Consider the following 20,404-nt stretch of genomic DNA (forward strand, 5'->3'; position numbering starts at 1 on the left):
CGTGAGGCGTGCAGTTCGCTTCGCTCCCCGCCAGGGAGCCGCTGCGCGGCTCGCAGTGGGTCTATTCCCGTTGCCGTCGATCGAGTCGCTTCGCTCCTCTGAGTTTCCGAGATTAGTTTCTCGCCTGCATTTTTCATCGACAATTTCGATTCGGTTCCCCACGCCCCAACGAGGCTGGGAAAGTAGGCGGATGCACCCGTCTGCCTACCCACTCGCCTTCCCGTGCCTCTCCATGTCACATCCCCCATCCTACCACTCGACCCTTTCACAAACTAACACAGTTCGAAAATCTCCAACACTCCAGCTTTGTTGTTCTACAGTATATTACGATTCTCAGAATCCAATAACTGTGCATAAATCATGAAAATCTTTGTTTATCAGACAATTACTCAATACTACTGTTAAACAACAACTTTCAAAAACGCTCCCCAATGGCGGTGCAGACACCCGTACGCCCGCCGACACGTCGCCGGCACCCCCACATCACAAACCGAGGACATGTCATCACACCAGGTCACAACACCATTACGCCCCCACTCAGCACACGGTCCGCCCTGGAAGTCGGGCGCGGGCCGCCGGGTCCAGCCAGGGTGTTCGTCAGCGGACGATCGGCCCGGGCCCGAAGGTGGTGCTCATCGAGTCGGCAGATAGTATTCGGCATGCCCCGTGCCCTTCGTCCGTCAGACGTCGACCTTCACCTCGAGTTCAACCCTGCTGCTCCCGAACAGCTTCACGAGCTCGGCACTGCCTACTGGGAGCTCGCTGGCCTCGACCCGGATACTGGCTCGCCCGTATGGGTGCAACGAACCGGTGAGCTCGATTTCACACCATGGGCTCAGCCGGCACATATCGCGGCCGCCGCAGCCGTCACGGCAACAGCTCTCGCATACTCCTCCGCGTCGTGCGAGGGAAAGTTGACATTGACCTCACGCAACGCGCTTAAAGAAGCGATCGAGGGTCGAGACATCCAGTGTCGGGCGTGCAACACCACCGTGGAGCAGCGAGTGGCGAGTACCTTGCACCCAAAGGCTCTCGAATACCGAGCCAAACGTATCGCCGAGCAGCAAGTACATGCGGCTGCAATGGAGACCAAGCGGGAACTTGAGCAGTCCCAGCGCGACGCGATCAGCGAAAGGTACCCAGTCGACGACGAAGACCCGATCTCTCGGATCAGCGAGGCGCCGATCGTCGCGAGGGTGGGTGCCCTTGCCGTGCTGCACGCTGTCGGCGATCGGGCGGGCCTGATATATCCAATCGAGTTTCATAACAGCACTATCGCTCCGAGTAACACGTTCAGCGAACAGCTGTTCGTCGACGCCTGGCACTTCAACCTGCTCCACGTCCACCCCACTTCGCCGACCGACGCGTTCGTCTGGGACGACGGAACCACGCTCGGAACCACGCTCGGAACCAGCATCTATCCGGAACAGACTCGGTTTTTCGTTCCTGGTATGGGAACGCTCGAGAACCGCCTCGAAACCTTCGTTCATTGCCTTCGTGATGGGCTCGATCTGTCCGCAATGTGGTCCTACGACCGCCCCGAGCTGTCCGACCTCGTTCATAAGGTCATCGCAGAGGAAGCTGGCCGCTATCTCGCATACCAGTTGCGTCAGCACAACCTCCCCGACCGCACAGACCGACACAACGAAGTACTACGAACGGTGACCACCCGTGGTGCCTCCCTGTTCTCGCTCGGTCACCTGTACCGGATGGCGTGGTCATCAGCACGCGACGCCTCCAGCGCCAAACAACGCCACCCAAGCATGTCCACAGAGAATGCGATCACACACGGCCTCAACCAGTTCGAACAGAGGATCCAAAAGGCATCCTACGATCGAGGATCGCTGAATGAACCGTTCAGCGAAGACAACAACCTTCCACTCACCTCGGTCACCGATATCGTATTCCGCATCATCTTGGGTATGGACCCGATGAGTTCCGAACCCGCGCACATCGCGGACATGTTGTCAGCCGCACCCGACGACGAACTCCGCGCACTGTGCGAAGCCGGCATCCCAAGCCACCGCGAACTCATGGAACGGATACGCACGTCGACCGACGAATGGGATGGCTACGAGTTCCGTAGAATTCTGGCCCGCCTCGAACAGCAACCCCCGGACGCCTGCGCGCCACGGTGCGCACACGACCGTCTCACCGATGTCGCCTCAGAAGGTGGCCAAGTCTACGACCGCATAGTGTCCCGCGTCGGCGAAGCCGACGCCGCCATCGTGACCGCAGAAGCAACATCTCTCGCGAATGCCGGGCACAACGGCTTGCGCGCCGACGACGCTCTGCTCTCCGCCGTTGTCCACCTACTCCTTCCGCTGACAGACCTCGAACCCGCCATACTTGCCGAACAGGAATGACCACCGCGCCCCAACCTCGCGCCCATGCTGCTCTACCTGTCGGCGTCGAAAACGGCTGATTGCTGTGGGCGTACCGAGTAGTGACTCACCTTGCTCGAACCGCGTCGGCCGGGTCCTGGTGCCATCCGGGCCCGGGTGTCGGGAGCGGTCATTTTGCGAGATCTCCTCAATCTGCGCTGCGGGCCGCCGACGCTTCACCTGCGCTATCGGGTGCGCCGTTGGGGGTTCCCCCTTGAGTGTGGACATCGTGAACACTGGGCCGTGAGGGCCCAGAGGAAGAGATGTCACTGATGATGAAGGCGTACTCGGCGGAGTTCAAGGCCGATGCGGTCGCGTTGTACTTGTCAGATCCGAGCAACACATTCGAGGGCATCGGCAACGACCTGGGAGTCAGCCGCGAAACCCTACGCAACTGGGTGCGTGCCGAACGCAAACGTACGGGTGTGGCCGGCGGCGTCGCCGGCCCGTCCCACAGGGCTTCGCCGGTGGGCGATATCGTCCGAGTCCGTGTTGGAGGAAGAAAACAAGCAGCTCAAGGCCCAGATACGGAAGCTTGAGACCGAGCGGGAGATCCTGCGCAGGGCCGCGAAGTATTTCGCGGGCGAGACGAATTGGTGAGCCGCTTCCAGTTCGTCGACGACCACCGTGACACCGTTCCGGTGAAGTGGCTGTGCCAGATCCTCGAAGTCTCCCGGTCGGGGTTCTACCGGTGGCGGGCCGCCGCACCGGCCCGCGCCGAACGCGCCCGCGCCGACGAGGAGCTGGCCGAGTGGATCCGCGGGATTCACGACGACTCCGACGGCACCTACGGGGCTCCGCGGGTGACCGCCGAGCTGCGGGACGCCGGGATAGAGGTGAACCACAAACGGGTCGAACGGGTGATGCGCGAGAACGGGATCGTCGGCGTGCACCTGCGCAAATCGGTGCGCACCACCGTCCCGGACCCGGACGCGGCCGCGGTGCCAGACCTGATCCGGCGGGACTTCACCGCGAGCGCGCCGAACACCAAGTACGTCGGGGACATCACCTACCTCCCCGTCGGGGACGGTCAGTTCCTCTACCTGGCAACGGTATTGGACCTGAACTCGAAACTCCTGGCGGGGTGGTCGATCGCTCCACACATGCGCACCGAGCTGGTCAGCGATGCGCTGCGGGCGGCCGTCGCCGTCCGGGGTGTAGCCGGCCTGGATGGCGCAATCTTCCACTCCGACAACGGGGCCCAATATGCATCGACTGAATTCTCCGACCTGTGCCGGGAGTTGGGTGTCACCAGATCGCGGGGTGCAGTCGGAACGTCGGCGGACAATGCCGCGGCGGAGTCGTTCAATGCGACGCTGAAACGGGAGACACTGCAGGGCAGAAAGCGCTGGAACAGCGCAGGTGAGGCGCGCGCTGAAGTGTTCCGCTGGGTCACCCGATACAACACACGAAGGAGGCACTCCACCCTCGGCCAGATCTGTCCGATCGACTTCGAGCAGCGATCGGTTACGCTGGCCACCGCAGCATAGGAATTGGTGTCCACATCTCAGGGGGAAGCCCCGTTGACCGATCCGAGCGGGTACCCGAAGAAGTCCACTGCCAGACGCGGGCCGACCACGACCGGGCCGAGCTCATCCTGCCGGTAGAGCGTTGGCAGGTCAGGGCAGCCGAAGATAGCCTCAGGCACGTCGAGGTCTTCCAGATGGACCGCGCAGGAACCTCCATCCTCGGAAGACCCCGCCACCTACCCCGAGACCGTCGCGCCAGCCACCATCCAACCAGCGACTACACCCCCGACGTGAAGAGCCACATATGCGGAGGCTCAGAAGAGGTCCAGAGCATTGGCGATCATCCGGTGCCCCTCATTCTCAAACGGTTCATCGCCGACCTGGTACGCCCAGACCGCGGTGCCGATCGCTTCGTGCAACGCAATAAGGCGCCATTGCTCCGGGTCTCTGGGTTCGCTGCCATATCCGGCAAGAAACGCGTGCTCGAGTGCGGCATTGCCCTTCCACTGCCTCGCCGCGAGACGGCAGAAGTCACTCATCGCAGGCCTCCAATCGAAGCGCCCGAAATCGATGACCTTCACCGTCCCCTGATCGACAAGCCAGTTCCGCGGCTGCCAGTCACCATGAGTAGGAACCACCACCACCGGCTGCGGACGGTGCAAGACCAAGATCTCCTGCACGCTGGCGAGCACAGATTCCGATATCCTGTTCGGCTTACCCAGCCATGCAAGCGATTTCGCCACCGCGGCGGCCTCCCACCCGGTATCAACGCGATGGGCTTGATCATGAAGCCTACGCAGAAGCACTCCCGCCTGCCGATAGGTCTCACAGTCGAATTCAGCTTCGCTCCCCATCACCAGGGATCCATCCAGATATCGAGTGACCAGCAGGTTCGCTGACCGGTCGTACTCGACCAACGCAGCGGCATGCCCAGTCCGTACCAGGCATTCGGTGACGGTGTGGTGGGCCGTGATCTCGCGCCCGATGTGATGATTGGCGCGGCCAGCGGCTTTGATCACACACCGTCCGCGTTCGGACTCGACGTCGAGAACCACCGTGTCGACCAAGTTCCAACTCATGTCAGCGCACAGGCGGGCGCCGGGAAGCCAACGAGTGATGTGATCTGCTTACCCGGTACTCAAACGTCCCGAATACCATGACTGCACAGTTCCCGACATCATCCGACGCACTTCGCCGCGGCTCGATCGAGCGAGCCGTCCTTGCCTCAGAGCAACGGGACGACCTTCAGGAGTGGGACTTGCTCGACCACAGGGGTCGCGGAGGTCCGGTTCGGAGCTCGAGTGGTCTCGTATAGGCGCCGCGACGCGGTCAGTTCGTCGTCAGGACCCGTTCGAGGGTGGCGAAGCCTGCTGGTTCCCAGGTCGGTTTGCCCCAAGGCACGCAGCACCGCCCAACCACGGGCCCGGGTGATCATCGCGTTGTCGGCCCGCCCATAGGCGTCGAAGAACCGACGCGCCGCACTTGCCGGCAACAGGATCCAGGCGGCGGAAAGATCCGTCGCGGGATCACCCGCACACATCTCGCCGAAATCGATCACCCCCGTAAGCATCCCCTCCCGGACCACAACGTTCGCCGGATGCAAGTCACCATGCAGCCACAACGGCGCCCCCGCCACACCGGCGCCGCGACCGCCTCCTCCCACACCTCCCAAACAGCCTTCGCGCTCGGATGGCCGGCAATGACCTCGAACGCGGCATCGGCCCCTTCCAGCAATCCGGCCAACGGGATGCCGCGGGTAGGGTTGGCCGGCGCGTCGGCGGGCGCCGGCACACGCAGCGCACCAAGAAACCCGGCGAGGACCTCGGCCGCATCGACCCGTGTGATTGGCGCGTGATCGGCCGGCTCCCCCTCGACGAGATCGCCCGGTCCCTCGCCTGCCCCGTGTTATGGCACGACGGATACACAGTCGGCGTCGAGGACATAGCCCAACACCCCGACTACCGAGGGCCGCACATCGTCGACCTCGCCCGCGACATCGCACACAATGGCGAGCTCACCCCCGCCATCCTCGGCCTGGCACGGAATGCATCCTTCGATCCGCAGGACCTGAAAAAGGTATGGCACTGTGTCGCCCGATACGGCACCCGAGCATAGCTATCGGCACGCCCGAGGAAACGCGGACCCTCGATCCGCTGAACCGAGCCGCCTCACTGGAACAGCTGTCGGTCCGATTTGATACAAGTTACTTGCTGCACCGCAGCAAATCTCCGCCTATTCAAAGGTCGGGGATCGCAACTCACAAGAGAGACGTTGCATGCGCCCATTCCCTATGACAATTGCGTCGCCCACCACAATTCTCACGCGCACGATCACCGCACAACACCTCGTACACCCGGAAAAGGCGAATCAGGTCTTCATCATCGAGATTGACACGATCGACGACTACGGCCAAGAGGTGACGCGGAGCGCACTGGTAACCAAGTGCTCCGCTCTCTACTCTCGGGACTCGGATCCGCAGGACGTGATCGTGGTCGAGTTCGCACATCCTCGAATCGAGAAGCGGACCTACAACCCGGACGATGAGATCGTCCTCCATGAATTCACTTACGAACACCTCGAAGAGATGGACCTCAGCCAGATGTCCGGATGACAGGCCCGAAAGGCCCTCAACTCCAGGGAGTTGAGGGCTCTTTCTTACACCGGTGAAAGCAGCATGGACTGGCACGACGCCGGCAGCGCATCACAACCTAGAGATAGTCAGGACGGAAGGTCACAACCCCCTTATAACTGACCGTGCCGACAGGCACCCATCCCCGAAGAGGAATGCCAGGCCACCGGTAACGGGCGGTTAGCTAGACGGGTAGTCTCATCGAATGCCACTTGATGATCAGCTGGGTCGATGGGTCCAGCGCACCGCCCACGTTCGCGACACTCTCAACCAGATCCTGAGTGCATTACCTGAACATGACCGAGTACTGTTCGACTCCACCCTGGGCACGGTCCAGGGGCTCCTTGAGGACCACCTTCACGCCGGCGACGGAGACGCCCCTTCCGAGGGCAGCGCGCTGGCGGAGGTAACCGACCCGTTCCTCACCGCACTGCGAGAGTTTCAGGCCCTCACGGCCGCACCGGACACGACCGCCGGGCTCAGAGCACTGCTGTCCAGTCTGCGCGATTCCGCACAGACTGCCCATCTCACTCTAACCACGGACGACCGGCTGACCATTCAGTCCGTCGACGAAGTCATCGCGGACTTCGCCCAGGAGTACAGGATCTCGCTGATCCTTGCTCTGACGGCCAACCACGCGCTCTCCCAAACTGTGGTCCGCTGGCAAAGAGCAAAGGACTCCGATGCCGCCACCGGCGATCACCTGGACCTGACCACGATGAACTTCGCATCGGCCGTCAGCGATCGCACCGTCCCCATGTCCACCCTTACTAGTGCCAGTGCCGCCGACCCTGTCGTCATGACCCCCTCCAACTTCTCGCGGGCCATGAACACCCTGATGACCGGCGGAACACCTCCTCCGATTTATCAAATGGCCTACACACAGTGGTTTACAAATATCAACGCGGCCTGGGAGGACACCTACCGCGGCCGGCTCGCCACCGCGCATGGCCCCGACGACGACGGCAAGCCTTGGGCGAAGAACGACATCCGGTCCGAGTTCTTCAACGAAATCCGCTTGATCCGAAACGACATCTCACACAAGAGAGGCGTGTGCGTCGACAGCGGCAACAACACACTGATCGACTGGGTGGAACCTGGAAAGCCGATCGCCCCGACACCGCGCCAAATGCTCGGCTTGCTCGACCTGTTCCCCCACGACGAACTCCGTCGCTTCCCAACCAAAGCTGAGAGCAACACCACAGGTCAGCTGCCTTATCCCTTCGCGAGTGACTGGATCAACGAGGTCAGAGCGCACATCGAGGCGATCGAACCCACCAAAAAGAAGCGAGCCGCCGTGCTCAAGCAGCTGATCGACGAGTGGATGGACCGCACCAGGTAGATGTGGTCTCGGCGGCGGGTGGTGGCTGCGACATCCTTCGAGTTTCTGTGGCCACCACCGCCATTGTTAGGCGATAAGCCACCAGCCTACGGAATGTTGCTACGTTTCCCGACTTTCACAGTTTCAAAACACCTTCCTTAAGGAATTGTTCACTCGCGGAAACGTCGAATGCAGGCGGTACCGGTGTCGCTCTCCTCGCCGGCCTCCCATGTGCACCCCACTCAACTACTCATGCGTCCAGATCCGTATGCGGACGTGCAGCTCGCCACCGTCGTGCGTCCGGTCCTGTGAAGTGCCAGACCATGTTCCCGCCGGACCGATCAGTCGTCCCGTCGATCGCAACCTGCGAGCAACGTGCTCTCGTTTCCACTGATGATCCGTCCAGTCTCGGAGGCGTCGGTGCCCCATACTTCTGACAGTGACTGGCACGCAATCGCAACGTCCCAGGGCTGCAGGGCAGCACGGCGGAGTTGCGCAAACGGCCCATCAGTCTCCAGTAGCACTCGCTCGCGCGGCATCGCAGCTACAAGAGCTCGCCCTTTGGCACCTGCCAGCATCGCCGGGCCGACGCTGAACCAACAATCGCGTTCGACCGCCCGTCGAAGCTCCGTGCGGCTGCCTGAGAACCAGTGGAGGATCGGCATGCGGACGCGTTCGAACCTGTCGAGCAGGTCGAGCACGGGTGTTGCGGCTCGGCGGCTATGAACCGACACGACCTTGTCTCCAGCCTCGCTACAGGCATGAAGAATGTGCTCGAATACCCGGGTCTGTTGCGACCAGAACGATCTGCACTCAGGAGCCCCGTCGAGCCCAACCTCGCCGATAAATCGGGTGTCGGCGACGTATCGATCAAAAGCCTTCAACTCATGTATGCGCTCGCCCGCCAGCTGCGGATGGAGACCCAGCGCCGTCCTAATGACGGTTCGGTCTCGGGCCAGCCGCGAGGTGCCGGCCCACGCCGAGGGCGTTGTGGTAACGGACAGCACGCCGACCTTCCTGCGTTGAACTTCATCGGCCATCTCGCTCGGGTTTGGGTATAGGTCCAGGTGGCAATGGAAATCGATCATGGGAGATCGAACTTCGCGTGAAGGAGACCCAGTTCGTCGAGTCCTCGCTGAAGCAGCTCGCGAAGTGCCGCTTTGTTCGTTATCCGAGCGGAGCTTAGTGCCGGGCCAAGCCACCGGTCGAGTCCGTCTTCGGCCACGACCAGACGCGCCATGGCAACGGAACGGACGTCGTCGAATGCTGCATGATCGTCATCGGGGCGACCGAGATCGTCGTAGACATACTCCGTGGGATCGTGTCCGCCCCACGCTAGGAACGCTGCCCGCCGGATCTGGCAGGGAACGCACCGGCCGCAATGGGTGTAGTTGAATCGCTGGAAGCGGCCACAACTGGTCGAAACGGCGGCTTCGTCAGAGAGAAGATCTTGGTCAAGGCAGTCGCGAAGCATCTCACCTTTCGTTCTCTCTGCGTACGGGTTCGTGATTGCAACCCGCAGTCCTGTCCCGTCGAGGATCTCCTGCATCCGACCAAGAAAGTCCGGATGAGCGGTACGAGTGCTGAGGCTTCCGATTCGAGCAGGAGTCAGCGGAGGGTTGATTGCAATGAACCCGTTCTCACAGACAAAGACAGGAATGCACTCACCGTCGCGGTAGCGCTGGGTCGCCGTCGCCGCCAGTACTGCGAACGCAAGGAAGATGAGGGACCGCGAACGCTGAGAGGTTTCCTTGAGGCCGCGACGAGTACTCGCATTGTGATTCACCTGTAGATGATCTAGTCCGCTGCCAATGAGCCGCGCGAACCGCGCCTGCTTCTCGGCGTCTCCGCGAACGGTATGACTCACCGCAAAAAGTTTGTGCCCTTGCGCAGTGAGGTCGATGGCACCGACTAATGAATCGAGTCCCCCTGATAGAAGGGCGACCGCATCAGCGGACGGGTACCGTGGCGTCTTTGGAGCATCGGGAAGGTCACCGCCGCCGCGGAACGTCAGGCTCCATCGATCCGTGGTGAGGAACGCGAGCGCCGACGAGATCGAGTCGGCGAACGGTGCCCAGCGTGACGGTTCGTGGAGAGCAACGTCGAGCTCAAGTTCTCGGGTCCACCCGTCGGGGCTCGCGTTCCGTTTCGCTACACCATCGGCAACTACGACAGACAGAGCGATCGCGAGCAGATCCCACGCGCCCGGGTCTGGCGAAAGACTTTGGCGCCGTATGGACTGCGCAGCGGACCCGCCCGCACTCACCGTCTCACCGGACGAGTCGTGCCCGAAGAGGACGATGGGGGTGGCCTGCGGATCGGCGGGTTTGAGGGCCGCGGACGAACTGCTTACGAATCTCAACTTGTGTACTCCTCGAATACGGTGAGCGTCTCGCGAAGCGCCAAGCTGGTGAGGCGTGCCACATTCGCGGTTGTAGCGGGCGTGCCTCCTTTGCGGATCATTCTGAATGCGGCAGAGACATGCTCGCTGATGAACTCGCGGACCTGCTTCAGGCGGCGTAGTCCTGTCGCCGGGTCGTGCGCCTTGGCCATGATCGTCTTCTGAAGGTCGAGACAGAAGCGACCGTAGACGTCCAGCGCGGCGTACCGCTCGATGACATACTCTCGCTGTGTCTCGGTGAGTGCGAGCAGGTCGGCCTCCGGGAATCGGCCCAGGAGGTCGGTCAAAGCGTCGCGAACGGCGCGGCGGGACGACTCTCTGTCCTGTGTACCGTCGATTGGGGTTGCGGCATCCACGATGGCATCCAGCACGACATTGACGTCGCTCCCGCTCGCGAGTGCTATGTCCGTAAGTGACTTTCCGTCAGGTCCGCGCCCGGATTGCATTACCCCGTTGAGGCGTCCGGCGGTCACGGCGGTGCCACTGAGGCGGCGGCTCATCGTTCCGCTGCCGCCGTAACCGGTCCTCACGTAATGGCCGAGCCCTCGGCGCAAGTCGCGGCTGTCTCCAGATCGCGCGAACCCGCCGAGGCTCCGTCGGGCGTCGCGGAACCGCCCCGTTGGGGACAGCAGATCGGGCTTCTTGGCCGGCTGCTCCTCGGGAGGCGTCTCTCCGTCCAACGATGGCGGAGGAACGATTTCGTCGGCCCACGGCGGGACCAGCAGAACTCCCGGACCGGGACCGCTACTGCTTTGTGAGGTTCCCACTCTAGCCCTGTCGCTCGATAACTGTCTTCACCGGGCCATCGACATCGGATGAGTTTTTCCAGTGAGCAAAAACATCAGAGACCCATGGCAGCGACGCGATCCTGGGCACGATGCTCGGTTGAATTTGATGACCTGGACGCTCGACCAGGAATCCTGCGATCGTACCCCCCAGCGTCGGGTCCGCGTTGGCAACGGCGATGCATGCGTGCAGGATAGGCGGAACGCCCCAGGATTGTTCTTGACGCGCACGGGCTAGTAAGCGATCCATGACGATGGTGAGTTCAGCCCGCTGGATTGTCTGCAGATCACCCTCCAGCGCCGCTGCTTCCTCGGGATTCTCCAGCAGCGCCGTCAGCAAGGCCGCTGCTTCAGAGGAGAGCCGGTCTGCTGCCGTGATCAGTGGAGCATGCTCACGGCCCACGTAGAGGGCACCCCGAAGATCCTCATCCGCAAGCGCTGGGGGAAGCGCGAGCCACTCGCGGATGAACTGGTCATCCCACACGCCCGTCGCGTCAAATTCCTGTCCCGCAACTGCCGCTTCCTCCCATTCGGCGAGAAGCAAGGGCTTTCCAAATGGATCGGTGTTGACCGCAGATGTCAGTGCCGAATAGGCGGTCGTCGGAGCGAGCCGCTCGAAGAGAAGGAGTTTCGTCAGTACGGCTTCGTCCACACCGACACCTTGTGCGCTCGAGATCGCCATTCGAATCGAAAGCGCGTTGAGGAACCGCTTGATCAGCCGCGGGTTGCCCGCGATGCGGTCCGACGTTGTCATCAGTGGAGCAAGGCGTTCAGCCGTAGTCAGTCGGGCGGTGAGTGCAGCCGGCAACTGCACGCCGCAACCCGCGACAAAGGTGCGATCGACCCGCTTTCCCTTCCAGGACTGACGAAGTTGGGAGGCGATCGCTTCACGCAACGTGTTCTTTTGACCACTGTCGAGTTCACTGTTCTCGATGAACAGCATCATCATGTAAGCCCGCACTTCTTGAGTGCCGAGCGCTGGGACTCGAATCGGAATCTGGATGAGCTTGTCGAAGTAGTTGGTGACCAATGTGTCGTCTTCGAGTCCACCGAAGTGCTTCTTGACCGCGTGTTTGATCATGCTGTCATCCGCTGCGATGACGAAAGCAGTGTTTTCGAGAAACAGGAACAGGCGGATCGCTTCGAGCGTCGAGATGGTCGTGTCCGGCAAGCACCGATCAAGATCGTCAATGAGCACGACCAAGGTGACGCCGATCTCCTCCAGCGCCTTCTCGAAGGAGTCTCTCAGTGCCTGAATTTCCCTCGGAGGTGAGGATTCGTGCCTTGGGTCCAACAATGCGCGACCTGTCGCTGCAAGCGTTGACGCGACCGCACCGGCCTTCTCCAAATCCTGCTCGTCAACCCCCCCGGCCACCCCATCTTTGACAAGTGCAGCGACCTCACCCGGTAGGCCGATGGGCGGGAGACCCAACGCAACCGATGCAGCAGGTAGAGCGAGTAACTTCGCAAGCCGGAACCATTTAACACGTCCTAAGAACTCTCGCGCCTTGTCCACTCCGGTCTGCCTTTTGGCTGCCTCGGCGTCGAGCCGACTTGCGATGACTTCCAAGAGTGCCGCGCGTGCATCGTCGTAGCCTTGGTAGAGCCAAGCGTTGAACTCGACGAAGAGATACTTCGCCGGAGCCTCAACGGGTTGTTGCTTGCTCAACGACGCCCTTGTGAGCTGAATCATCGACGACTTGCCCACACCCCAGGCTCCCGACACTCCGATAGAGATGGGCCGACCATCAGCGCGGACGATCATCTCGGCGATCGTGTCCGCGACACCTTCGAAGTTGAGGAAGTCTCGATCAGTCTCATTGTCGGGCCACACAGTGCGTTCGTCCTCCTGACTCGACGGGAGAGACCTCCTCTCAATATCAGAGTAGGAATGGTGAACCCGCTTCAGCCGGAGGCGCGCCGTGACAGCCCGCACGGTACGTCCGCTCGGATCAGGATCAGCTCCGTGGAACCGCAAAACATCGCCCGAACTCCGATGTCATCTATGTGAATGACACTGCTAGGTCAGCAATACTTCCTGCCGGACAGACGGTCGCCGCCAGCGCCACAAACTCCAGGCACTCCAGCGACTGCCCACGCAGCACCACCTCTGGCAGACGACCGCGCTGCTGAGCGTTGATTCACGGAGACGTAAGTCAATCAGAGGCAGCCATTCCCTGGCCGTCACTACACCATTCGCGTAACACGTGACGACAACGAGCACACGCAGATTGTCTTGTACCGTCCCACGACCGCCTACCAGATGGACAGCGACCCACGCCTCACGCTCAATATAGGCCAATCCAGCTGTCACACCGGAGAGGCCAGCGGTGAGCTATCGGTCCGATGACGTCAGATGGGGTGACTTGACAGGCGCCCCGACGGTGCGGTCTGCGGAAAAACCGAGATAGAGGACGACCTGTGCGTGGACGGGTTGACCACGGTCAAGGTGAGGGACTGGCCCGCCTTGTTCGTGAGCGCGACCAGCAGGTCGGTGAAGGTGCGAACCGGCAAATCGTCGGCAGCGGTCACGATCTGTCCCTCTTGCAACCCCGCCCGTGCAGCAGGTGATCCGGCCGTGACGTCGGCGACCTCGAGGCCCGGCGTGCTCCCCGCCGCCGGTTGGACCTGTATCCCGATATAACCCTCAATCGGTGCGGACGGTTGTGCGGCGTGCGGGTCGGCCAACGAACCCAAGGTCACCGCGACGGTGCTGTCTTGGCCGTGTCGGCTGATGCGGAGCGTGACGGAGTCCCCGGGGTGGTGAGATCCGATTTCGTCGAACGCGTGGACGGGTTTGCCGGCAGGTACGGCGGCGCCGTTCACGCCGAGAATCATATCGCCTGGCTGTAGCACGGCGGACGCGGGTGATCCGGGGATCGTGGCCACCACGACTCCACTGCCGGTGGGCCCGTCTCCATCGGACGGTTGGCCCAACCAGACGCCGAGCCATGGTCGATCGTCGCTGAGATCGGTGATGGGACCTGCGTCGCCTCGTGCTCCGATGGTGCGGGTGTATTTGCGCAGCGGGCAGCATGCCGGAGCCCAGGGCGGAAAGTAGTCGCTGGTGATGGTGAGTGTCTGGGGACCGGTGTCCGGGCCGTCCACCTGCACAGTTGCGTTCATGTCCTGGTTGTTGCGGTAGGCCAGTTGTGCGACGCCGTCTGTGAGAGAGACGATCCCGGTCAGGGTCAGTGGATGATTCGCGGTGGAGTCGACGGCGGTGATCAGCAGGTAGGCCGGTTTGTCGGGATCGGCACGAAACTCCTTCGCGGTTACCGAGGTCAGACGATTGGTTTGAGGAAGCAGCGGCACCGCGTCAAGGGACCCGGCGGCAGTCATCGTGTTCGCGGCATCGAACGTGACGTTCCACCGCTCAGCGATCGCATCATAGGACAGGATCTGAACGTCCTGCGTCCCACCATCGACCGGCTTGCCCGCGTCCAGACCCGGACCGGCAGAGACGACAATCCGGTCATGTGTGGGGCCGCCGCCCAAGTCGAGAGCACTCGTCGTCACGACCCGGTAGTTCGGGTGCAGGACCGACGAATAGTCCGGCTCGGACGCAGGTGACGACAGCACGGACGGTTGTGCCGTCGTGGCCAATCCTTCGGACGCCGAGACCGAGCAGGCTGTCATGGACAGCGCGATGCCCGCGATGGTTGCGAGTACCCACAGTTTCACCACCGCATCATCCACTGTCGCCCCATGTTCGTGCAGCGCAGGGGCGGAAACGGCGCTCCGCGTCGTTGCTCACCACCTTCTCGACGGCGGCGTGGGTCGCGGCGGCGTGCAAGTGGAGGTCGTAGTCGTCGATATACGCGGGTTCGGGATCGATCCGGCAACCGGCGATGTGGCCGTGCGGGACCACCCAGGTGATGTGGTCGCGGACCCCACCGACCGGGACGGCCCGGAGTAGTGCGCGTGATTCTTGCGGAGATAATAGACCAGCCGGCGAGGATGCCCGCGCAGTCCAGCGCCGGTGGAACAGTGGTCGACTAGGCCGGAACCCGTTCAGGCACAACCCATCCCGCAGCGCCCCCGAAAAGAGGACGTTCGCATCCCCCGCACCCCTGCCCTCACCCAACGAGGACCAGGGCCGAGGTCTGTCGCGGCGCGAACGCGGTGGCCGGTAGGTCATCTGGTCGACGTCCTCGAAGACGCGAAAATCATCGAAGGCCGCCCGCTGCCGTGCCCGCAACCCTTTCCCGGTAGCCAATCATGTCGCTGCTCTTCCGCCGGGTGTCGGTGCCGACCTTGTGTGTGCTCGGAGCTCGCCGGCCCGGATTAGTGTCATCAGAGTCGGGCGGGAGATGTCGGGCAAGTCCGCCGCCGACAGGTGGCTGGTTCCGGCCCACCAAACCTTTGCGGCCACCACCGGTGTGGAGGCCGTAGCTTCATCCACTTCGCCGTCGTTCGATCGCGCGCGGGTATGCATCGCATATGCTCCTGCGGGACAAGGACGCCGAGCCGCCGGCTTGACCGCCGTGTCGATGGTCACGGGAAAGGGAACGGTGCGATGGTCGTGCACGCAAGAAGTTCGGTGTTGGGGTCGGTCAACCTTGCGGGATACATCGTTGCGTGGCTCGCGAGCGTGGTGGTCATCGTCGGGAGCGTCGCGCCATGGTTCACCGCAGCAGCCTTCCTCTCTGTGCCAGGGACACAGTCCATCGGGAAATACACGTTGGCCATGGGCGCACTCGCTGCCGTGGTGTTGCTGATCAAGGCCGCCACCCCGAGCCGCTGGCCGCTGGTCACGGCCGCCGTGATAGGCATCATTTGCCTCCTCACCACCGTGTTCGCCCTGGTCAAAGCCTCCAGCCTCATTCCCGCCGAAGATCAACAGAACGGAATCGTCTCGATAGGGTGGGGACTGTGGATGACCCTCGTCGGCACCGTCCTCCTCGTGGTTGGGAGCATCGTCGCCGATCTCGTTGCCTCCCCCGCAGCCATACGCAGAACAGACCTCGAGCCTTCACGATCCACGGTCGACGACGCACCGATCGACTGGGCTGATCGCGCGACGACACCATTCTTCATCGTCGCGATCGCGTTCGGCGGCCTGGTCGCGATCGCCGTGTGGCTCGATCTGCTCTTCGGAGTGACGTTGCTGCCCTGAACGGGGGGATCACATCGAAATCGAAGTCGCTGAATGCGGAGATCCCCTCCGGGAGGCCGTTCCGTGCCTCCAGTCTGTTACCGGGCCTCCTGGCAGCTACCCGGACCGGACTTCCACCGGCAAGAACACAGGTACGAATACCTCGGTTTGCCAGTCGTCGGGGCGCGGACCTGGCGCCCGCATCCCGCGCACATCCTCTGGACTCAGCAGCCTGGGCATTCACATCCCCTCCGCTCTGGCCGGACCAACATATTCTGCCGCCACGAGCGAGGTAAGCGTTTGGCGCACAGAATGATAGCGGCGATGTGCTCACCGGCCGAGAAGTTGTGCGGCTATCGGGACCACATCATCACCATCAGGTTCTGCTCGCGGTCCGCGTGTCACTGGCGCCGCTTCTTTTCCAGCAGTGCCAGCGCCTTGTCGCGGCGAGCGAGCAGTTTGGTGTGGGTTGCACCGACCCAGTGCGTGGGGTCCCCGGCATGTGCCAGCCAGCGGTCGATGATCGCGATCTCCCCCTCGATATCGCCGAGCTTGCGGAGCACGATCGCCGCGTTCTCCGTCCACCCCGGTGGCGTCTCCCGCACCACCACGTTCACCCGGCCCCGGAACAGTGCTGTGCGCACCGGGATGTTCGCCCGCTCCTGCGCCTGGATCCGTTCGGTGGCGTCGAGGATCTCGAGCAACACGGTCAGCGCCTCCTGGAGGTGTCCCTCGCGCTTGAGTCGAGCGACCTCGCTGCTCCACTTCAGGAAGTGGGCGCCGCGGACCAGGCCCTGCTCATACTCCAATGCATGCAGGTCTTCGAAATCGTTCAGCGGCTGACCTGACCGTTTCTTGCGCCACGCCTCCTCACCCGCGCCGATCGGCTCCGCGCCGAACTCGTCGGGAACAACGATCACGGCCGGCTGCGCTGCTTCCGGTTCGGGCACTGAGGAGTCGACGACTATTCCGTAGGACTCGATCAGGTCGGCGATGCCGTTGGCCCAGCCCTGGGACACCGCACGAATTTTCCACCCACTGTCGCGGCGGTAGATTTCTACCAGCACCACACATCTCTCGTCGGTCAGCCCGGTGATCGTGTGAACGGCGAGAATTCCTGCGGTCGAGCGCACGATCACCTCCCCTGGGCCGCGGGATGCGACGGTTCCCGGGGCGGTGCCGTCGAGGGCCGCCGCGATGACGACCATCGCCACATCCGAGGGAACGGCATCCAGCCGCAACTGCACACCACGATCGGCCAGGGTAACTGCGCCGCACTGTGAGCTCGGTTGGTTGAAGTACACCAGGTCACGGTCGGATCCAGCGGATCCGTCCGCACGCACCAACACCGAGAACAGATCCACATCCGCAGTGCCGGCGAGAAACTCCACACCGACCGTGACGTCGCGCTCGGCCAACCAGGTGTTCTCGCCCTTGCTCAACTCGACCATGCGCGCATCATCCCCCACCGACTACTCCGATGAGGCGAAGCACCCATTCACGGCCTGGTTTTCCCTCCTGCCGCGACTCTTCGGGCGATCATCGGACCTCGATCGGATTCCTTTCCCGGTGGTCATCCAGCAACTGACAGCCGTGACACTGACTGATGTCACCGACGCCGGACAGTCACCCACCGCTATCACTCCACGCATGTCATTCATCTGAATGACACACGGCCCGTGCAGTTCTCATCAAACTTCCGACACGCCGCACATGCACGCGCCGGAGGCCGGGTGGTAGTCGAATCGTGAACTACAGTCCGTGAAGTTCAATCCATGCCCAGAAGGGGTACGCGTACATGCCGATCAGCTACTTCAAGCCCATCGCCGTCATCGACGAGGTCGGCGCTATCGGGCGCATCGGCATCTGGCACGTCGACGTCGGGCACACCGCGGCAATGGGCGCTCCTATGCCCCGCATGGCGGGAGCATGGGGTTACGCCCTTGAGGAGCTCGACCCCTGGAAGGTGCGCTCGCTGATCGAGGAACGCTTCATCGTGCTGGCCGGCGACACCGATCTGCTCGAGCGACTCGCGATCGCGCATCGGGGGATCGTCGATGTGTCCGGGACGGTCGAGTGTGCGCGCACCGAGGTCACCAAGTTGCAGGACGCATTCGAAGCCCACGCCGCGGGTTCTCGCACGAAGCTCACCGCCCCGGATTGGCCCGAGGTACCGGACCCGGTGGAGGTGGCTGCCTCTGTCCCGATGTATCCGAGCAGCGATGAACGCACCGGTCAGGCATATCCGCTGGCCCGGGGGTTCGAGAAGCTCGCGATCGCCTGGGAGAAGGTCGAAAAGCAACGCGTCCAACGCCCCTTCCTCAAACCCCTCGGCGGAGACGAACTCCGGCCTCTCCCGCTGGTGACCCGATGATGACGGGGGACGTTGAGAGCTATGCGGTGGTGGACGTCGAGACCGCCAGCTCGACCAAGGGCAGTATCTGTGAAATCGGTCTGACGATCGTCGAGGCCGGCGCGATCACGATCGTGCGGAGTTGGCGGTGCCGACCACCTGCCCAGACGGGCGGGTTTCACTGGTACAACACCAAGGTCCACGGCATCACCGCCGCCGACGTCGCCGGCAGCCCCGAGGTCGGCGAGTGCTTGCGGGAGATGTTCGCGTTGATCGGCGACCTCCCGGTGTACGCCCACAACGCGAACTTCGACTTCGGGCACCTCCACGCCGCCAGCACCTACGCCGGCGTCGACCTGCCGACCCTGGCCACCGGGTGCACCCTCACCTTGTCCCGGCGACTGCTCGACCTGGTCAGCTACCGGCTGCCGTTCCTGGCGGCGCACTTCGGATTCGACGCCACCAACCACCACAATGCTGGGGCGGACTCGGTCATGGCCGCGCAACTCGTCCTCGCGCTGACCACGGTCTCTGGTGCCGTCGACATGGCCGGGTTGTGCAGCCTGGCACACACCCGCCCCGGACAGTTCGGGCCCGACGGGAGCAACGGGATGGTCATCCGTCGCCGCGGCACCTCCACCCGCTTCGACATCCCCGACACCAACATCGAGGCCGACCCCAATCATCCCCTGTACGGCGAATGGGTGAGCTTCACCGGCGGTCTGACCGCGTTCACCCGTGAACCTGTCTGCGCGCTCCTCGCAACCCTGGGGGCGAACCCGCAACCCAAAGGCGTGAACAGGAAGACCACCATGTTGGTCATCGGCGATGGGTTCACTGGCAACTCGCTCGAAGACTTCACTACCACGAAGGCGAAGAGGGCCCTCGAACTGCGCGACAAGGGCCAAAACATCGAGGTCTTCTGCGAGGACGACTTCCTCAGACTCCTCGACGTCGACACCGCCACCCTGTGAAAGGACAGCAGTAGTGGCTGCACCTACGATAACGACATCGGCGTTGTCCTTCGCCGCCCTCGACGTCGAAACCGCGAACCGGGCCCGGGGCAGCATCTGTGCGATCGGTGTCACCATCGTCATCGACGCCCGGGTCGTCGAGACCCGCACCTGGTTGTGCCGCCCACCCGCCGGTGTCGACACTTTCGAGCCGGTGCAGATCAGGACGCACGGCATCACCGCCGAGCACGTCGCCGGCAAACCTCGGTTCGGGCAGATCTGGCCGGCCGTCGCCCAGTTCATCGGCGACCTGCCAGTGATCGCCCAGAACAAGAGCTTCGACGTCAGCGCACTGCGGCAGGCGTGCGCACTCAGCGACCTGCCGGTTCCCCACCTCGAGACCGGGTGCACGATGCTGTGGAGCCGGAACCTGCACCCCGAGCTGCCCAATCACAAGTTGCCCACCCTCAGTACGTTCTTCGGTGTCGACCTGCGCAAGCACCACGACGCCGGCGAAGACGCACAGGCGTGCGCACAAATCCTGATCGCACTGAACCATGCGAATGGCTCCCACCACAGCCTCGCCGAACTCGCCGCTCACGCCGGTCGGCCGCTCGAACCCCTCAACAACGGCGGCCTGCCCGTCACCGGGCTCGCAAACGCCGACCCGGGGCGGCGTATCGGCACCCTCACCCTGACCGAGACGCCCACGGCGGCGGGAATCCTCGCCGGTCGCAGCGCCGTCCTCGTCAGTCGCATGACCACCCTCACCCGCGCCACAGCGACCGCACTCGCCGCCCAGTTCGGTGCCACCGTCACCAACAAGGTCACCGCCGACACCGACCTGCTCATCCTCGGCTCCCGCGCGGCCACCACCGCCGATACCCAGCGGCTACACACCGCTCGGCTCGCCCGGGCCGATGACAGACGAATCGACGTCCTCACCGAACTCGAATTCCTCAAGATCACATCCACACGGTGAACCCGACTGGTATGTCGCGGTTCGTCATT

Annotated in this window: 16 protein-coding genes and 1 pseudogene; 9 read left to right on the top strand and 8 right to left on the bottom strand. The window is 62.9% G+C overall.

The features are described from left to right. Positions 1 to 659: 659 nt before the first annotated feature. The gene (locus tag MLGJGCBP_RS17370; protein ID WP_160097171.1) at positions 660 to 2,366 is read left to right on the top strand and encodes a hypothetical protein; all 1,707 of its coding nucleotides are present in this window, start codon (positions 660 to 662) and stop codon (positions 2,364 to 2,366) included. Positions 2,367 to 2,653: 287 nt separating this feature from the next. After that, positions 2,654 to 3,874: pseudogene (locus tag MLGJGCBP_RS17375) on the top strand (IS3 family transposase). Positions 3,875 to 4,167: 293 nt separating this feature from the next. Here the strand turns inward: MLGJGCBP_RS17375 and MLGJGCBP_RS17380 are convergent. Both MLGJGCBP_RS17380 and MLGJGCBP_RS17385 read right to left on the bottom strand, forming a co-directional pair. Next, positions 4,168 to 4,920: a phosphotransferase gene (locus MLGJGCBP_RS17380; protein ID WP_236581163.1), complete on the bottom strand. Its 753-nt coding sequence runs from the start codon at positions 4,918 to 4,920 to the stop codon at positions 4,168 to 4,170. Between the two features lie 158 nt (positions 4,921 to 5,078). Further along, a complete protein-coding gene (locus tag MLGJGCBP_RS17385) occupies positions 5,079 to 5,516 on the bottom strand; it encodes a phosphotransferase (RefSeq protein WP_160097175.1) in 438 nt (145 codons plus the stop codon). A gap of 26 nt (positions 5,517 to 5,542) precedes the next feature. Here MLGJGCBP_RS17385 and MLGJGCBP_RS17390 point away from each other — a divergent pair, with 26 nt between their 5' ends. From MLGJGCBP_RS17390 to MLGJGCBP_RS17400, 3 genes are all read left to right on the top strand, one after another. Next, complete coding sequence (locus MLGJGCBP_RS17390; protein WP_160097177.1) at positions 5,543 to 5,968, top strand: DUF3626 domain-containing protein; 426 nt, start codon at positions 5,543 to 5,545, stop codon at positions 5,966 to 5,968. Between the two features lie 175 nt (positions 5,969 to 6,143). Beyond that, positions 6,144 to 6,464, top strand: coding sequence for a hypothetical protein (locus tag MLGJGCBP_RS17395; RefSeq protein ID WP_160097179.1), 321 nt, complete (start codon positions 6,144 to 6,146; stop codon positions 6,462 to 6,464). A gap of 223 nt (positions 6,465 to 6,687) precedes the next feature. Beyond that, entirely contained in the window at positions 6,688 to 7,824 is a 1,137-nt protein-coding gene (locus tag MLGJGCBP_RS17400) for a hypothetical protein (RefSeq protein ID WP_160097181.1), read from the top strand. A gap of 320 nt (positions 7,825 to 8,144) precedes the next feature. On the opposite strand, the gene qatD is transcribed toward MLGJGCBP_RS17400, so the two are convergent. From qatD to MLGJGCBP_RS17425, 5 genes are all read right to left on the bottom strand, one after another. Continuing rightward, entirely contained in the window at positions 8,145 to 8,891 is a 747-nt protein-coding gene (qatD, locus tag MLGJGCBP_RS17405; RefSeq protein ID WP_160097183.1) for a Qat anti-phage system TatD family nuclease QatD, read from the bottom strand. Next, a complete protein-coding gene (gene qatC / locus MLGJGCBP_RS17410) occupies positions 8,888 to 10,165 on the bottom strand; it encodes a Qat anti-phage system QueC-like protein QatC (protein WP_160097185.1) in 1,278 nt (425 codons plus the stop codon). Before qatC ends, qatD begins: the two co-directional genes overlap by 4 nt. After that, complete coding sequence (gene qatB / locus MLGJGCBP_RS53755) at positions 10,162 to 10,971, bottom strand: Qat anti-phage system associated protein QatB (RefSeq protein WP_328799540.1); 810 nt, start codon at positions 10,969 to 10,971, stop codon at positions 10,162 to 10,164. Before qatB ends, qatC begins: the two co-directional genes overlap by 4 nt. Position 10,972: 1 nt before the next feature. Beyond that, positions 10,973 to 12,823, bottom strand: coding sequence for a KAP family P-loop NTPase fold protein (locus MLGJGCBP_RS17420; RefSeq protein WP_160097189.1), 1,851 nt, complete (start codon positions 12,821 to 12,823; stop codon positions 10,973 to 10,975). Between the two features lie 518 nt (positions 12,824 to 13,341). After that, positions 13,342 to 14,673 (bottom strand): PDZ domain-containing protein, encoded by a 1,332-nt coding sequence (locus tag MLGJGCBP_RS17425; RefSeq protein WP_160097191.1) that lies wholly within the window; start codon positions 14,671 to 14,673, stop codon positions 13,342 to 13,344. An 835-nt stretch (positions 14,674 to 15,508) separates the two neighbouring features. Between MLGJGCBP_RS17425 and MLGJGCBP_RS17430 the strand changes: the two genes are divergently transcribed. Then, on the top strand, positions 15,509 to 16,108 hold the full coding sequence (locus MLGJGCBP_RS17430; RefSeq protein WP_160097193.1) for a hypothetical protein: 600 nt from the start codon (positions 15,509 to 15,511) through the stop codon (positions 16,106 to 16,108). A 380-nt stretch (positions 16,109 to 16,488) separates the two neighbouring features. On the opposite strand, the gene MLGJGCBP_RS17435 is transcribed toward MLGJGCBP_RS17430, so the two are convergent. After that, complete coding sequence (locus MLGJGCBP_RS17435) at positions 16,489 to 17,538, bottom strand: TerD family protein (RefSeq protein ID WP_160097195.1); 1,050 nt, start codon at positions 17,536 to 17,538, stop codon at positions 16,489 to 16,491. 347 nt (positions 17,539 to 17,885) lie between these two features. Here MLGJGCBP_RS17435 and MLGJGCBP_RS17440 point away from each other — a divergent pair, with 347 nt between their 5' ends. From MLGJGCBP_RS17440 to MLGJGCBP_RS17450, 3 genes are read left to right on the top strand one after another with little or no spacing between them, the layout of a single operon-like run. Next, on the top strand, positions 17,886 to 18,461 hold the full coding sequence (locus MLGJGCBP_RS17440) for a hypothetical protein (protein WP_160097197.1): 576 nt from the start codon (positions 17,886 to 17,888) through the stop codon (positions 18,459 to 18,461). After that, positions 18,458 to 19,414: an exonuclease domain-containing protein gene (locus MLGJGCBP_RS17445; protein WP_160097199.1), complete on the top strand. Its 957-nt coding sequence runs from the start codon at positions 18,458 to 18,460 to the stop codon at positions 19,412 to 19,414. Before MLGJGCBP_RS17440 ends, MLGJGCBP_RS17445 begins: the two co-directional genes overlap by 4 nt. A gap of 13 nt (positions 19,415 to 19,427) precedes the next feature. Further along, on the top strand, positions 19,428 to 20,375 hold the full coding sequence (locus MLGJGCBP_RS17450) for an exonuclease domain-containing protein (protein WP_160097201.1): 948 nt from the start codon (positions 19,428 to 19,430) through the stop codon (positions 20,373 to 20,375). The last annotated feature ends 29 nt before the right edge of the window (positions 20,376 to 20,404 follow it).

Source organism: Rhodococcus sp. T7 (assembly GCF_009872365.1).
Lineage (GTDB): Bacteria > Actinomycetota > Actinomycetes > Mycobacteriales > Mycobacteriaceae > Rhodococcus_F.

Bases quoted from the DNA above. Each gene is read 5' to 3' on its own strand.
- MLGJGCBP_RS17400 (WP_160097181.1), top strand. From the start codon at position 6,688: ATGCCACTTGATGATCAGCTGGGTCGATGGGTCCAGCGCACCGCCCAC.
- MLGJGCBP_RS17445 (WP_160097199.1), top strand. From the start codon at position 18,458: ATGATGACGGGGGACGTTGAGAGCTATGCGGTGGTGGACGTCGAGACC.
- MLGJGCBP_RS17435 (WP_160097195.1), bottom strand. From the start codon at position 17,538: ATGGTCGAGTTGAGCAAGGGCGAGAACACCTGGTTGGCCGAGCGCGAC.
- MLGJGCBP_RS17390 (WP_160097177.1), top strand. From the start codon at position 5,543: ATGGCCGGCAATGACCTCGAACGCGGCATCGGCCCCTTCCAGCAATCC.
- MLGJGCBP_RS17440 (WP_160097197.1), top strand. From the start codon at position 17,886: ATGCCGATCAGCTACTTCAAGCCCATCGCCGTCATCGACGAGGTCGGC.
- MLGJGCBP_RS17430 (WP_160097193.1), top strand. From the start codon at position 15,509: ATGGTCGTGCACGCAAGAAGTTCGGTGTTGGGGTCGGTCAACCTTGCG.
- MLGJGCBP_RS17395 (WP_160097179.1), top strand. From the start codon at position 6,144: ATGACAATTGCGTCGCCCACCACAATTCTCACGCGCACGATCACCGCA.
- qatD (WP_160097183.1), bottom strand. From the start codon at position 8,891: ATGATCGATTTCCATTGCCACCTGGACCTATACCCAAACCCGAGCGAG.
- MLGJGCBP_RS17370 (WP_160097171.1), top strand. From the start codon at position 660: ATGCCCCGTGCCCTTCGTCCGTCAGACGTCGACCTTCACCTCGAGTTC.